At 47.6% G+C, this 15,258-nt stretch carries 11 protein-coding genes and 3 pseudogenes; 5 read left to right on the top strand and 9 right to left on the bottom strand.

Going from position 1 to position 15,258, the window contains the following annotated elements:
• The first annotated feature begins 436 nt into the window (after positions 1 to 436).
• Both D0A34_12690 and D0A34_12685 read left to right on the top strand, forming a co-directional pair.
• A complete protein-coding gene (locus tag D0A34_12690) occupies positions 437 to 1,267 on the top strand; it encodes a hypothetical protein (protein ID UNU19609.1) in 831 nt (276 codons plus the stop codon).
• Positions 1,268 to 1,353: 86 nt separating this feature from the next.
• On the top strand, positions 1,354 to 2,271 hold the full coding sequence (locus D0A34_12685) for a glycosyltransferase family 2 protein (protein ID UNU19608.1): 918 nt from the start codon (positions 1,354 to 1,356) through the stop codon (positions 2,269 to 2,271).
• Positions 2,272 to 2,462: 191 nt separating this feature from the next.
• Here D0A34_12685 and D0A34_12680 read toward each other — a convergent pair.
• The 4 genes and pseudogenes from D0A34_12680 to D0A34_12665 form a co-directional block, all read right to left on the bottom strand.
• Positions 2,463 to 3,338: pseudogene (locus tag D0A34_12680) on the bottom strand (IS630 family transposase).
• A gap of 396 nt (positions 3,339 to 3,734) precedes the next feature.
• Complete coding sequence (locus tag D0A34_12675) at positions 3,735 to 6,029, bottom strand: 1,4-alpha-glucan branching protein GlgB (GenBank protein ID UNU19607.1); 2,295 nt, start codon at positions 6,027 to 6,029, stop codon at positions 3,735 to 3,737.
• A gap of 567 nt (positions 6,030 to 6,596) precedes the next feature.
• Positions 6,597 to 7,115: pseudogene (locus tag D0A34_12670) on the bottom strand (glutathione S-transferase).
• Positions 7,116 to 7,234: 119 nt separating this feature from the next.
• A complete protein-coding gene (locus D0A34_12665; protein ID UNU19606.1) occupies positions 7,235 to 7,513 on the bottom strand; it encodes a serine protease in 279 nt (92 codons plus the stop codon).
• 337 nt (positions 7,514 to 7,850) lie between these two features.
• Here D0A34_12665 and D0A34_12660 point away from each other — a divergent pair, with 337 nt between their 5' ends.
• Together D0A34_12660 and D0A34_12655 are read left to right on the top strand one after the other, a co-directional pair.
• Positions 7,851 to 8,426, top strand: a complete 576-nt coding sequence (locus D0A34_12660; protein UNU19605.1) for a hypothetical protein — start codon at positions 7,851 to 7,853, stop codon at positions 8,424 to 8,426.
• A 294-nt stretch (positions 8,427 to 8,720) separates the two neighbouring features.
• On the top strand, positions 8,721 to 10,646 hold the full coding sequence (locus D0A34_12655; GenBank protein UNU19604.1) for a penicillin-binding protein 2: 1,926 nt from the start codon (positions 8,721 to 8,723) through the stop codon (positions 10,644 to 10,646).
• Between the two features lie 338 nt (positions 10,647 to 10,984).
• Here D0A34_12655 and D0A34_12650 read toward each other — a convergent pair whose 3' ends face one another.
• On the bottom strand, positions 10,985 to 11,605 hold the full coding sequence (locus D0A34_12650) for a transcriptional regulator (protein ID UNU19603.1): 621 nt from the start codon (positions 11,603 to 11,605) through the stop codon (positions 10,985 to 10,987).
• Between the two features lie 4 nt (positions 11,606 to 11,609).
• Between D0A34_12650 and D0A34_12645 the strand changes: the two genes are divergently transcribed.
• Entirely contained in the window at positions 11,610 to 11,852 is a 243-nt protein-coding gene (locus tag D0A34_12645; GenBank protein ID UNU19602.1) for a hypothetical protein, read from the top strand.
• Between the two features lie 199 nt (positions 11,853 to 12,051).
• Here the strand turns inward: D0A34_12645 and D0A34_12640 are convergent.
• From D0A34_12640 to D0A34_12625, 4 genes and pseudogenes are all read right to left on the bottom strand, one after another.
• A pseudogene (locus tag D0A34_12640) lies at positions 12,052 to 12,690 on the bottom strand (Uma2 family endonuclease).
• Between the two features lie 111 nt (positions 12,691 to 12,801).
• Complete coding sequence (locus tag D0A34_12635) at positions 12,802 to 13,407, bottom strand: prepilin-type N-terminal cleavage/methylation domain-containing protein (protein UNU22273.1); 606 nt, start codon at positions 13,405 to 13,407, stop codon at positions 12,802 to 12,804.
• A 58-nt stretch (positions 13,408 to 13,465) separates the two neighbouring features.
• Positions 13,466 to 14,524: a hypothetical protein gene (locus tag D0A34_12630; protein UNU19601.1), complete on the bottom strand. Its 1,059-nt coding sequence runs from the start codon at positions 14,522 to 14,524 to the stop codon at positions 13,466 to 13,468.
• A 79-nt stretch (positions 14,525 to 14,603) separates the two neighbouring features.
• Positions 14,604 to 15,233 carry a prepilin-type cleavage/methylation domain-containing protein gene (locus D0A34_12625; GenBank protein ID UNU19600.1) on the bottom strand — a complete coding sequence of 210 codons (630 nt, stop codon included), beginning with the start codon at positions 15,231 to 15,233 and terminating at the stop codon, positions 14,604 to 14,606.
• Positions 15,234 to 15,258: the final 25 nt, after the last annotated feature.

The raw sequence follows: 15,258 nt of genomic DNA, 5'->3' as shown, positions 1-15,258 counted from the left end.
CTCGGGCAGGCGATCGGGTAGTGGGAGCCCTAGGGGGTGACACCCAACGAAACGCGCTCCTCCTGTGTCTATTATTTCTGGCACGGCCGCGCGAGCGAAAGCTAGTTAAAACCAGGAACCCAAGTGTGTAGAGCTCATCTTTACGCTGGATTCGTCAGACTATAGAAGAAGCCAGCAGTTGCTTGCTGGAGTTTCTGGACGCTATCTTGACCAAGCTTTACAGCCAGCCCAGAAGCCTACAGCCTCCTGTGTCCCACTCTGCATAGCTGCTCAGAAACTCGACCTTTTGGCTCGCAACTGCAGTCTGTGAAAACCCAGAGGAAAGTCGAGTTCGGTACCCGAAGCAGCTATTTTGGTGGAAAATAGCTTAACTCGTAACAAAATCCACTCAACTACCCCCTTGAATCTAACGGTGTAGAATTATCTAACACGAATTATGAAAGCAAGTAATAGCCGTCAATTTTCTTCAGTAGCTGCTCGAACTCTAAAAGTAGTCGGGATTATCTTGATTCTCTCTGCTTTGCTTGACTGCATTGTTCTGTCGCTGCCGGGAGAAAGTTCAGACCTTCTCAATCGAGGCTGGCAGTTGGCTGCAGCAACTCAGATAGTTGACAGGGGCATTATTCCTTTGATCGGTATCGCCCTGCTGATGACTGGCTTTTGGGTAGACAGCAGCAGTGGAGTATCTATTGAGCGACGCAATGTTTGGCTGGACTTGCGATTCTGGGCGCTGTTGATTTCCAGCTTGTTAGGTCTAGTTTACCTATCTCTGGTTCCCGTTCACCTCAACAATACTCGTTTGGAACTCAAGGATGCTCTGGCTCAAGTCGATCAAGAAGCGGGACAAGCCGAAGGTCAACTTGAGGCGCAACTTAAAAGCGCTCAATTTAAAACTCAGGTAGAAGAACTCAAAAGCCAGCGTCGCACCCAGATAGCCGCACTGCTACAAGACGACGGGAAGCTGCAACAAGCACTCAAGAGTCCAGAGGTTCCCAAGGAATGGAAAGCTGTGCTTCAGGAGTCGAAAAATGACCCGAAAGCCCTCGACAAATTCCTCGAACAGCAAGCCCAAGAACTGCCCAATCAAGCTCGCAACGAGATTCGCACCCGCAAGCAACAAAAAGAGAAAGAGTTAAGAACTCGATCGAGAAATTCGAGTTTGCAGACGGGAATCACCAGTTTGCTGTTAGCGATCGGCTACATTACTGTTGGTTGGACGGGATTGAGAAGTATGGGAATTCTGCGGTTCGGCCGCCGCAAAAATTGACTGGCGCTGGCAGGGATCGCGCTGGTCGAGACATCCCTGAGAAATAGTTTGTTTACCCAATAGTTTGCCCTTACTGAAAGCTGGGAATGTTCTCAATTTATATTCTGACTTACAACGAAGAGATTGATATCGCCGCTTGCATTGAATCGGCACTGCTTTGTGACGATATCATTGTAGTTGATTCTTTCAGCACCGATCGCACCCTTGAGATTGTTCAGAACTATGCCGTGCAAACAGTGCAGCACCGCTTTGAAACTCACGGACGCCAGCGGACTTGGATGCTCCAAGAAGTCCCGTGCAAGTACGAATGGGTTTACATCCTCGAAGCTGACGAGCGGATGACGCCTGCACTGTTTGCTGAATGCTTAAAGGCGATCGAAAGTCAAGAATATATCGGCTATTACGTAGCTGAAAAAGTAATATTTATGGAGCGCTGGATTCGCCGCAGCACTCAATATCCCCGTTATCAAATGCGTCTCTTTCGCAAAGACCGAGTGTGGTTTACTGACTACGGTCACACTGAACGGGAAGTCTGCAACGGGCCTACTCACTTTTTGAAGGAAACTTACCCTCACTATACTTGCAGCAAAGGTCTTTCCCGCTGGATTGAAAAACACAACCGCTACTCGACTGACGAGGCGGCTGAAACTCTCCGTCAATTAGAAGCGGGTCAAGTAAATTGGTGGGATTTATTGTTTGGCGCGTCGGAGGTGGAAAGGCGCCGCGCTTTGAAAGATTTTTCTTTGCGCTTGCCTTTGCGGCCTGTGGTGCGCTTTTTCTATATGTATATTTTACTGGGCGGATTTCTTGACGGCCAAGCGGGATTGGCTTGGTGCACGCTGCAAGCTTTTTATGAATATCTAATTTTGCTGAAAGTTTGGGAAATGAAGCATCTACCAGTCCCAACTTTAGAGGCAGTGGCAGAACAATCTATTTCGGAAGTAGTAACAGTTGAGCCGTCAAAAGTTTCTTATAATCTTGGCGCTTCCGATACTCGCAATTAAAAATTCAGAATTAAAAATTGGGCATTAAAAATTGGCATTGCTAATTAATCTAACTTAAAAAAGAACATGATTTACGCACTTCACTAAATGACAACCCCGTCAGAACATAGATCTAATCAAGAACATAGCCCTAATACACATCTGAAAAAATGGTAGTTTATTGCCCCTAATTATAGCAACCGCCAAGGCGGTTAAGCGGCTATGCGAAGCACGGCTTCCATTGCATCCCGCTCGACAGTCGAATTTAATTAGTTGTTTACGAATTCGACTTTTTAACCATGACCAGCATCGCTCAATTTTGTTAAGCTCCGGTGAATAGGGGGGCAAGTATTTTAACTGACAACCTGCAGCTTCAATTAATTGAAGAATCCGCCCACCTTTATGAAATGTGGCATTATCTGCAATCACTATTTGTCCCGGTTTTAGCGTTGGGATTAAACAAGTTTCTAGCCAGGTTTCAAACACGGTTCGATTACAAGAACCCTCAACAGTAAATGGAGCCAATAACTCACCATGACAATAGGCAGCAATCATATTAACTCGCCCTTGTCTTCGGCAACTTTTTAAAGCATAAAAGCGGCTCCCTTTAGCATTCCAACCATAGCTATAATCTTCTCTACTATCAATCCCAGACTCATCTATATAAACTATGTCCTGTGGTACATACAGCCCTATCTCTTGTTTAAAGAGAAGTCGTTTAACTTCATCTCCTTCTTGATAACCATAAGTTTTTTTTTGCGCGTAAACCCAATCTTTTTTAATGCCCGTGATATAGTGCGATCACTAATTTCTTCCGTCCATAGTTTTGCCATCTCTACTTGAGTTTTATCTCCATTAATCTCGACAAATTTGGTAAATTTTTCCCAATCAGTAATTTTGTGCCCATTACCAGGTGGTTGATTAGGCAAGGCTTGAAAGTCCCCAGTCTCACGTTCCCGCTTCAACCATAAACGAATAGTGTTACGACTAATGCTAAATATAAGGCAAGCTTCACTAATCTTTAAGCCATCAAGCTTGATTGCTTGGATCACTTTTTGACGGAGGTCGTAACTGTAGGGTTTGGGCATGGGTTTCGCTCCGGCACAGCCGGAGCAAGATTAAGGGATACTTCCAGTCTAGGGCTTAACCGCCTTGGCGGTTGCTATATCATTAATTCGGCTTGGCACAATTGGAGGATGATTCTTGTGGGGAGTATGGGTTAAGCGTCCTGCCTGCTGTGAAAATACACGCCTTCAGGAGCATAGCCACCTCTACAAAAAAAATCAAAATCTTGTCGCTATTATGCAACGCTCCCCCATCAGTAGGTCTTTTGACGAGTTGGTCACCCCCTCCAGATATTCACCACAACAACAAAACAAAAAAAACCCGATTTCTTGGAGAAACCGGGTTTCTGAATACCCTCAACTTTTTAGGTTTAATAAAGTTTTGATTCTTCTTAACTCAAAACTCTCACGACTCACAACTTAAAACTCTTGAGATTTTGCTGTTGTTTTTGCCCGATCGAGCTTTAAAATCAACACACCCAAAGGCGGCAAACACAAGTCGATCGAATAAGCACTGTTGTGGAACCACCACTCCTCAGTCCACTTGCCCCCCAAATTCCCCATATTGCTGCCGCCGTATTCCCGCGCGTCGCTGTTAAACAACTCCGTATAGAAACCTGGTTCCGGCACTCCTACGCGATAGTGAGAGTGCGGCTGGGGCGTAAAATTGCACACGATCACCACAAACTCGTCGCCATCCTTCTCTCGGCGCACAAATGCCACGACACTGTGTCGGTTGTCGCTGCAATCAATCCACTCAAACCCATCCTCAGCAAAATCTTGACTGTAAAGTGCCGTTTCGCTGCGGTACAAATTGTTCAAATCTTTAAAAAACAGCTTCAACTTTTGGTGCGGCTCGAATTGCAGCAACTGCCACTGCAAATCCCCCCAAACGTTCCACTCGTTCCACTGACCAAACTCCATTCCCATAAAGATCGTTTTCTTTCCGGGATGAGTAAACATAAAAGTAAACAAACACCGCACGTTTGCAAACTTTTGCCATTCGTCCCCTGGCATTTTCCCGATGATGTGGGCTTTGCCGTGGACTACCTCATCGTGGGACAAAGCCAGCATGAAATTCTCGCTGTGGTTGTACCACATACTGAAAGTTATATTGTTCTGGTGGAACTGGCGGAACCACGGGTCCATGTGGTAATAGTCGAGCATATCGTGCATCCAACCCATATTCCACTTCAGGTTGAAGCCCAAACCACCTACATAGGTCGGCCAAGATACCATCGGCCAAGAGGTAGATTCTTCGGCGATCGACAGCGCACCTGGGTAATAGCTAAAAATGACGTGATTCGCCTGACGTAGAAAATCCGCCGCCTCGATATTTTCACGCCCTCCGTATTGGTTGGTCAGCCATTCTCCGGGTTCGCGGCAGTAATCCAAATAAAGCATCGAGGCTACGGCATCTACGCGAATCCCGTCGATGTGGTACTTGTCAAACCAAAACAGAGCGTTTGATACTAGGAAATTCCGCACTTCGTTGCGGCCGTAGTTAAATACTAGGGTTCCCCACTCTTTGTGCTCGCCCTTGCGGGGGTCGGCGTGTTCGTACAAGTGAGTTCCGTCAAAGAAAGCCAAACCGTGGCCGTCTTTGGGGAAATGTCCCGGTACCCAGTCCACCAGTACGCCAATGCCGTTGGCGTGGCACTGGTCAACAAAATACATGAAATCTTCAGGTGTGCCGTAGCGGGAAGTTGGGGCGAAATAACCGGTGACTTGATAGCCCCAAGAGCCGTCGAAAGGATGTTCGGCGATCGGCAGCATTTCGATGTGGGTGAATCCTAAATCTTTGACGTAGGGAATCAGCCGATCGGCCAATTCCCGGTAAGTCAGAAAGCGTGCCCCGGGATTGAGTTCCGAAACCTGCACGGCGGGTTGTATTTCCCCATTTGGTAGCACGGCGGGTTCGTCAGTAGCGGCGTGCAGCCAAGAACCGATGTGGCATTCGTAAACCGAAACCGGCTGCGTCAGTTGGTCTGTGTGCCGCCGCTTTTCGATCCAAGCGCTGTCGTTCCAAGTGTAGGTGTTTAAGTCGGTGACAATTGATGCTGTTTTCGGCCGCACTTCTTGCTGGAAACCGTAAGGATCGGACTTTTCGTAGGGATGTCCGTCTTGGTTTTTCACTTCGTATTTGTAGGAAGTTCCCACGGATAGTCCGGGAATAAATAATTCCCAGATGCCGTTTTGCGATTTCCGCATTTGATGTTTGCGGCCGTCCCAATAGTTGAAATCTCCTAAAACTGATACATTTCGGGCATTCGGGGCCCAAACGGCAAAATATACTCCTGTGATGCCCTCTACTTCGGTGAGGTGTGCCCCCAGTTTTTCGTAAATCCGGTGGTGGTTGCCTTCTGAGAATAAGTGAAGGTCAAATTCTGTGAGTTTGGGCGATCGAAAGGCGTAGGGGTCGTAGATAAAGCGCTCGTGTTCTCCTTCTTTGACCCGCAGTTGATAGTTAGCTAGTTCTGGGGTTTCGATCGTACATTCAAAAAAGTGAGGGTGATGCTCTGATTTCATCGGGTATTCGGCCCTGGCCTCCGGCAAAACTACCCATACCGCATCCGCATTCGGCAGATAAGCTCGGACGACCCAGACTTTTTTGCCATTTTCTTCGATAGCGTGAGGGCCTAGCACTTCAAATGGATCGTGGTGCTGATTCCAAACAATGCGGTCAATCTGTTCAAAGGGGACGGTCGCGGGCATAAAACTACTTACCTCAATCTTTTAACTAAATGGCTTTCAAAACCTAGAGCGGCGCTGCACTTTACATTTCGATACATTTTTGATCGCTCATCCTACCACTGATTAGCACGATCTTGCCTGCACCAGCTCCAGCGCGCCCTGGGACACACAGCAGGCTGTTGCCTTGCCGACGGCCGAGCTGGGGTTTTATTGGTAACATCTAAGTATAGAAATATTAAAACAAATTGAAAAATTTATCTTATCTCCCTAATGTCCTTGACTTTTTATTTAAAATGTGATAGGAATTTTTTTTTAAACTATTGTGTATTTGCCACTGCAGGAGGGTCAACACTATAAGCGTTGGGGAGCAGTTAATAGTTTACCTGGAATTTTTAGGCAGGGACGATCGCCCGATCTGTAGAATTTCACCTGCCGGAGGCTGGGTTTCCCCACAAAGTCGGTGAATTTGGGCAATACGCTCAAACAGCGAAGGATGCTCAACTCGGTATTGAGGCATCAAAGTTAAAGGACTCAGCATGGCGACAGCAGCAAGCAATATCTGCCCTGTTCAAGGCATCGCCTAGCAAACTAGCACCATCCTACCAGCGACGGTGAAATAGGTTTAAAGCAGCACTCAGGCGCCACTGGAGCGAGTTTTGCCGAAGCAGGGTTAATACAGAACTGGCGCGGCGCCAATTGAATCACTAAACTGGCTCAAAACAGACGGGTCGATTTGCTTGCCCGCACCGGCGCCAAACTCCTAGTCAATAAATCGAGTAGCCATGCCGATGCTCTCATCGAGCAAGTCTTCGACCAGCATCCAAGGCTCAGATAGCTTTCCTCTCGTCTGTCGGAACAGCGGCGGGGAAGGCAAGCGAGACTCGATCAACAGTGCAAAATTTGCGTCGAGTGGGCGATCGCCTCCGGTTGACCTTCGAGTTGAGGCAGCAGCACTGGCACTGTCCTCAAACCTCCCGTCAGAGGCTTGAGTTTCAAAACCTGCAGGCCGGGAGTCAAATTTTCTACTTGAAAGCTAATGCCCTTGTAACCCAGCGCTAAGCGGACTTTGCGGCAGTAAGGGGATGTACGGAACTCTAGTAAAAGCATCAGAGTACAACTAACACCCAACTTGAGACCTAGACCTCTGAGATGAAAAAATGCGAGGAGCGAACGATTTTTCACCTGGAGGCTAGGCTCGTTGGGCAAACACTCTCGGATCGCCCTAGTTAGGGAGACTTTTTAGGAGAAGGGGAAGCTGTTCCACCAGCCCCAGCTCCACCAGCTCCACCAGCCCCAGCTCCACCAGTCCCAGGAGTAGACTTTGGAGATGGAGAAGAAGTAGGAGAAGTAGTAGTGCCAGTGCCGCCAGCGCCGCCAGTGCCGCCAGCGCCGCCCGGAGAGGGGCTAGAGCCAGTGCCGCCAGGGCCGGCATCTCCGCCTCCGCAGGCGCCGAGGGCTACTGCCAAGCCCACTACCAAAGTCAAACGAATTAATCCCTTGTTCATAAAAACTCCTTAAGACTGAAAACCCATCGCAAGGAAGGGAATAGTGTACTTCAGAAACAATGCTGGCACGAATAGCTCAACGATTCGCTCGTTGATTACAATACTGCATTTATTCATAAATTTCACATAGATTATCGCTAACCAGCAAAGATTTCTTTTTTTTTTGCAAATCCTGAAGTCAAAGAGACCAGTGGTAGGATGGGTTGGTTGGCTTGTGAGGTATCTTTGGTAAGGATAACCGATCGAGCCCAGATTGCCACAACTGGCGCTCTGGAGACAAAAAACTCTTAACCTCAATCAAGCTGAAGCTACCCCACTTTACGTATTGGTGAACTCTATGACCGCTGCTATCAGATCCCCGGATTCTCCCCGCTCCCGATCGACCCGCAAGCCCGCTGCTGGCCCAGCCAGCAGCAAAGTTACTTCTATTGCCCGAGCTAGGCGGGCGAAGACTGGGCCGGTATTGCCCAACTACTCGCCAGCCGACGAACAGGCTCAGGCTCGGTCGTCGGCATCGGTGCTGAAAGTCATGCCAGCTCGCCAGCAGCAGCCAGTGTGGTTGCGATCGCTCCTGCAGGCACAGCGCGCCTCCTCAGTGGCAGCACTTATGCTTTTGGGCGGTGCTCTGAGTCTCTACGGCTTGACAGTTTACGGCGAGCAGCGCTGGAGTCAGGAGTATCAAAAGCTGGAAACTCTGCGCCTCCGGGAACAGCAATTGAGTGCTTCTAGTGAAGTCTTGAAACACCAACTTGCTAAAGAAGCCCAAAATCCCGAAACCGGTTTGGCTCCGCAGAATCCTGGGGACACAATTTTCTTGCAGCCGGCTCCTGAAACTCGATCGCCCGTTGCGGCACCAAATTCTGAGCCCGCTCTCAAGAAGGGAGGCGGTGTGGAAACACCGCTGGGCTATTAAATCTGTGTCAAAGCGTAGAGCGCCCGAGGGCCTGAGTGTCCGAGGGCCTGAAAATTCGAGGATCTAATTTCCTTTTTGACTTTTTTGCAAGTCGCGATCGATTTTCTGCTTCCAACGGGAAGTTACAAATTAAAAATAATTAACACCACTTCAAAAAACAGAATGCAACTGTAGGTGTGAGCCCAACCTTGATAGGGACTGCTCATTCCCAAGTCGTGAATTTTATATTTTAATATTTAAGTTATAAATTATAGATTCTAAAACGCTCTAACTTGCTATTGAATTTTTAATGCCATGAGCTACGACCCCCGTTTTGACCGCTACAGATCGCCGAATTTTAAACGCACAAAACAGGCGGGCGATTCCCTACGGGATAGCTTCGCTTCACGCACTGGGTGGGAAAAACCAGCCAAACCTAGATCTTCGGGCAGTTTCGGCCGATCGCCACAACAGACGGCTGCATCTTGGGGGCGGCCGGTGGAACGTTTAAAGCGCAGCAAGTTCCGTTTGTGGGCCGTGTGGGCGGTGTTGATGCTGGGGGGGCTGGGGCTGGCTGTGAATTTGTTTTATTTGCAGGTGACGCGAGCTCCGGCGCTGCGTAAACAGGCCGAGCAGCAGCAAACTCTCAAAACGAAGCCGTTTGTACCGAGACGCCCGATAGTTGACCGCGCAGGGAATGTTTTGGCGATCGACAGAGAGGTGTACACGCTCTACGCTCACCCGAAGTTGTTTAACCACTCGAAGGTCGAAATTGCTGCTAAATTGGCTCCGATGCTGGCGCTGGAACTGAGTCCGGGCACTACGTCGGAAACTGAATTGATACGCAGGTTTAATCTTGCTGAAAGCGGTATTACAATTGCGGAGTCTCTGCCTCAAGAGGTTGCCGATCGCGTCGCTCAGATGCAAATTAAAGAGAGTCTGGTCGATGGCTTGGAGTTGCTGCGGCAGCAGCAGCGTTTTTACCCGCAGCAGGAGTTGGCGGCGGATATCCTCGGTTATGTGGACGGGGAACGGAAGGGACAAGCCGGGGTGGAATACAGCCAGCAGAATTTGTTGGAACGATCGATGCCGTCGATTCAGTTTAGCAGGTCAAGCAATGGGAGTTGGGTTCCCGATCGGCTGACGGCGGGATTTGTGCAGCTTGATGACTTGAAATTGCAATTGACGATCGACACTCGCTTGCAGCGGGCTGCCCGAACTGCGCTTAAGGAAAAAATGAAGGAACACGATGCGAAGCGGGGCACGGTGATTGTGATGGATGCCCGTAACGGGGAATTGCTGTCAGTTGTAGCGGAACCTTCTTATGACCCGAATCAATATTTTAATTTCGATTTGTCGCGCTATAAAAATTGGGCTGTAACTGATGTTTATGAGCCTGGTTCGACTTTTAAAGCGATTAATGTGGCGATCGCTCTGGAAGCGGGTGCGGTGAAACCTAATAGTGTGTTTAAGGACGAAGGTCGGATTTTCATGGATGGCTGGACTATCCAAAATTCCGATTACAAATTCGTAGGGGCGCGTGGCCCTTCGACTGTTACTGAGATTTTGAAACATTCTAGCAATGTGGGGATGGTGCACGTAATGAGAAGTATGAAAGCTTCTCTTTACTATCAAGCTTTAGAAAAACTCGGACTGGGACAAACTGCGGGAACTGATTTGCCTTTTGAAGTAACCAGTCAGCTTAAAAATCGAGAGCAATTTATTAACTCTCCGGTGGAAGTTGCTACAACGGCTTTTGGGCAAGGTTTTTCGATTACTCCGATGCAGTTGGTGCAGCTTAACGGGGCTTTGGCTAACGGTGGCAAGTTGGTGACTCCTCACGTTGTGCGGGGACTTTTTGATAGGGACGGTGAAGCTTATTGGAAGCTTCCGAGGCCGGTTCCGAAGCAGGTTTTTTCGCCGGAAACTACTAAACAGGTGTTAGAAATGATGGAAACTGTGGTTGATGGTGGTACGGGGAAAGCTGCACAAATTCCTGGGTATCGGATTGCTGGAAAAACGGGTACGGCTCAAAAAGCTAATGCTGGTGGGGGTTATTCTGACAAGGCGATTATTACTAGCTTTGTGGGAATTATGCCTGTGGAGGCGCCTCGGTATGTGGTTTTGGCGGTGATTGATGAGCCTAAGGACGGTTCGGGGGGGACGGTGGCGGCGCCGATTGTGGAGTCGGTGATGGAGTCGCTGATTTCTATTGAGAAGATTGCACCGAGTAAGAAGTAGTTGATTATGTCTGAGATGTGGCTGCAGGAATTGACCTCGAAGATAACGATCGACAACAGGACTATTGAGGACACGGCAATGCCCATTGGTGTCAAATTAACGTACAACCAATAGTCCGGCAGGGGTTTCAACCCCTGCCTCAAAGCTAAAGTCGTCTGAAGACGACTAATGAGTTCTTCAGTCCTCTTTGAGAGGACTTTAGCTATAAGCCCCGTGGAATTCATCCCTGGCGGACTCGCGGACTGGCAGATGGTTGGCTGAGGTTGACACGCCTTGGGCACTGCCGTGCTCTGATTTCGGGTAATATCGTTTTCCCTGACGCACGCTACATCAGTGACTCAGTAACAATATCTTTTGTTTTCGTTGGGTTTTGATTGTCTTTGGGAGGTGCGTTTATGGCCTAGGAGGGTGGAGATGATGATGCAGCGTTGACTGTTTCTTAAGTTGGGATGATATAGGGTTAGGGTTCCTTTGGCTCTTATACTCGTTAGGGTGCAGTCGTGGTCGCTTCGAGATACGGGGCAACCTCGATGGTTGAACATGACGCGCCGGATTGGGCCGTTTGTTTTTTGCTCGTTGTTTTCATTTACTTGGAGCACTGTTGTTTCATCTGGATCTATTTGAATTTGCGGTTCTAGGTTTTTCCATTGACTGGCTGGTACTTGGGCTGGGGAAATGTCGGCTGGGTGAACTGCTATTTGTACATTTTTTCCTACTTCTTTGAAGCTGGCTTGCCATGAAATTTTGTCACGTTTGGCGTTGCTGTGTGCAAGTTCCATTGCCCAATAAGCTCGATCGAGCGATGCCTTTAAACGGTGGTTGTTGATGAACATTAGCCAAGAGGGAGCGACGATCGCACTAAATATTCCTATAATTAAAATAATTATCAATAGCTCAATCATTGTAAAACCTGCGGCAGGTGTAGTGGCTCTGCCTTTGAGCGTTTTATTTATTGACACGTAGATGCACTCCCTGATATTTAGCTGGCAAAAAAAACAGCTAGGAGGAGCTATTTTTTATTGGCTATATTTTAACTTTTGGGTTTGGGGAGTGTATAGATCGGTATTTACTGAAAATTTATGCAAATTTAACAAAGCAGGTAAGGAAACGGTTGTCAGGAAACGGTTGTGCGGTTTCGCTACAGCAGTTTTGTCGATCGCCCGATCGCATAAATCGCCCGATCGCCTAAATAGCCCGATCGCATAAATCGCCGGAAGGTATGTTGTTGCGCTCGATTCACTCTTTCCTAAGCTTAAGAGCGAATCGAGGGTAAGTACATACCTAAAATTTAACCCCTATTTGTGGCTGTTGGTCTGAGTCTTCACCAATTTAAAAAAGCAGGTAAGGAAACGGTTGTCAGGAAACGGTAGTGCGGTTTCGCTACTGCAATTTTGTCATCGCCCCGCTAAATTTGCGCTTTTACCCAAGATCGAAAGGCTTTCAGGGCGACGTTTCTGCCGACAGTTTTGCTTTGTTCTAAATACTGGGGGATGAGCTCGGTGATGGGGAAGTTGGGAAACTGGAGACTGCGATCGGACTGTATGTATTTTCCATTTTGCAATACGCCCATTTGCAGGTTGCGGCTGTTGTAGCGCCACAATTCGGGAACTCCTAATGCTTGGTAGTTGTTGAAATGAGTGCGGGAGGTGAGGTCGATTTCTATGGCTAAATCGGGAGGTGGGTCTGTTTCTAAGTCGATGCGGTTTTTGCCTCTGACTGCGGCTTCGTTTTGGATGTAAAAACAGGCGTCTGGTTCTACTCCTTGAGCCATTTTTTCATTTTTGAATGTGGTGGAACCCAGAGGTCAAAATTCGATACCTAATTCTTCAAGCAGAATTTTTACTAATTCGCTAATCAGGACTTTGGTAACTTCGTGTTCCATTAGCGGAACCATGATTTATAATGTTCCTTTGCTGTATGAAAGTCGGGATGCGCGACTTTCTCCTAATTCTGTTAGTAGGGTTTCAAACATCTGCCAGGTTAGGTCTTTGAGTAATAGTTGATTTCCTGGATGAATGATTATTTGTTTTAGTTCTAGCTGCATATTTTGACTGTTTTAATATGATTTGAAATATAAAATAATTTAAGTTAATAGATTTTAGCAATTCTGCACTTATGCGGAATTGTTGTTAGATATTAAAAAATATCTGCGGGGCTACGGGCAACCCTGTCCTGTTGAAGGATTGAATGTCCCTTCATCAGTCCTCATTCCTCCTAGTAGAGTTGCAACAATTACACACTGTTTTGTACCGCCGTCAACAGGAGCAACTGAGACTACAAATGGAGTTATACCTGCGGTGAGATTGCCTTGGTAATCAAAAACGATCGAGTTTGGAGGCGTGGTAGGAGCAGCAGGTGTATTAACGGTAAGTGCAATAGTGCCGGGTTTAATTTCGCCTCCAGCATCTAACTTTTGCTCACTACCACCCGTAGCTAGTGGCGGGTCAAACTTAACTTTTGGCGGATCAACAGTTGTATCAAATTCAATTCTGACCTCGCGCTTAGTTCGCTTTGCTTCACTTTGTGCAAGTCGTAATGATTGGAAAACGCGATCGTTCACAGTGCGAACTCTTTGTCTGTTGATAAATGCCAGCCAACCGGGAGCGGCGATCGAGCTTAATATACCTACGATCAACGCTATCACCAGCACTTCTAAAAGCGTGAATCCTCCATCGCCCTTTCTGGATGCAGTATTTTTGTAATTGGGGTTTGCTTTTGTTGCAGAAATCTGCAAAACTTTTAATAATATTGGGGTTTTCATTTTCATCTCCTGTTTTATCTGCTAGTGGCGCGCTTCAGCAATCAGTTTTAGAAATCAGTTATCTTCCTCGCCCACCGAGACCTTGTACTTGAACGCTTGCTGTTGGAAAAAACGCCGATCTGCTGGTTTGGAAATCAGCATTGTTGGGTTGAAGGCGGCGGAGGCTGTTTCCTCTGATAGTTACTCTGGCTATGTTTTGAGAGGTATCTACACAAGCGTAAAAGCTATTTGTATTGTCTGGGTTGGCTATTTTTAAAGTTGTTTCTAAGACTGGGGAGGTTGTCGTTGTCCCTGGTACTTGGGCTGTGGGATTGCCTAGAGCTTTTTGGCACTCGTCGTTTGCAGGTGCTGGTACTAATGGACTTTGGTCTATATAATTAACTAGCACTTGAGGGTTTAACCCCGCAAAACCCGCTGGATTTGTCACGTTCTCAGTTGGCTTGTTCCAGTCAAAATTTAAATTAAAAGCTGCACTATGTCTTTGACCGTCATTTGCCTCCGCATTATCGAAGTAACGAGTGGCTGCAGTCGTTGCTGCTGGGTTTTCCATGATGCCCTCGCTAATTTCATAGCGCTCAATCCGTGTGGGACAAGGGGCTCCTGATGGTTGACACCAAATAGAATTAAGATTGTTTTCTGTAACCTGGTAGTAAGCCACTAAGGAGCGAGTGTACGTATCATTGCAAGTATTTTGCGTGCAATCCTTGGGCAGTACGCGAGTAGTTGGATTCGTATCGACAGACACAGCATTTCTAATCTGCTTGCGCTTCCAAAATACCAGAATAGGAGTTGCGTTTGGAGCGCTAGGAAGCGGAGTTGTGCTGTTGTTAATAGTAGTAATTCCAGCGTTATCGTAAATATAAATAGCTTGGCTCAAATCTTGGGCGATGAAATCAACGGCCGCCTGAATGTCTTGCTCGGTATTTGACTTGACTTGTTCCCTCCTGTCGGTATTCAGCATATCGACTACAAAACCGAGCATCGGCGTAATGATTATAAACGCCATAATTGCTCCGACTAATAGCTCGACCAGAGTCATGCCCTTTTCTGTTTGAGCTGGTCCTGAGCGGTTTCGCTGGTGCTGAGTTTTGAGAAGCAACCTGAGTAAAGTTTTCATTTTGACTGTTTCCTTTGGCGAGTGGTTGGGAGGGATTTTAATCTAATAACACTCACTGTAATTATGGGCATACAGTAGTTTATGGTTTTTTGAGACGATCGGAGATTGAGTTATACGAGGGAGCTCCCGTGGGGGGAATCTCTGTAGACATTTCTACTACTGGCATTGTCCGATCGCCCAAACCAGAACCCACAACAGATTGCTTTGTCGCATTCTTTGGAGCCTTCAAAGTTACAGTGCCATCAAAGGAATCAGCCCTGTAAACCCGGACTAAGAGCTGGTAGCCTTTTGATGTGAGATCGCTACCAGTAGCATCTTTATTTAGCCAAGCGCCCTGAACGCGAAAGTCTTTGGTGCTGCTGGGGGCACAAGGTCCTCCAGCCATGTCTCCATCCAGGTCAACGCAGTATGTGTCGGCGACTGTGGGAACTGCTGCACCCCCCAAGTCGCCTGCTGGTGCGGGTATTGGGAACCCTGGTACACCTGGTTTTATAGCACCTGTTCTGAGAGCGTTGATGTAAGTTCTCGCCGCCTGTGTGGCGAGTTCCGTCCGCCGCGCTTGTACGCGAGTCGCTACTGAGAAAGCCATCACCGGGGCGATCGCAATCATCAGCACCGAAACTACAATCATCGCTACCAATGACTCGATAATCGTGTAGCCACCATCTCGTGACTGGGATAAATTTTGCTGTTGTTGTCGCTTAGTCATAAATAGGACTCCAGTAATTGGGCGG

It is taken from the genome of Microcoleus vaginatus PCC 9802, assembly GCA_022701275.1.
GTDB classification, from domain to species: Bacteria; Cyanobacteriota; Cyanobacteriia; order Cyanobacteriales; family Microcoleaceae; genus Microcoleus; species Microcoleus vaginatus_A.
The sequence above is the reverse complement of the archived record's forward strand: the minus strand, read 5'-3'. Positions and strand labels throughout refer to the sequence as shown.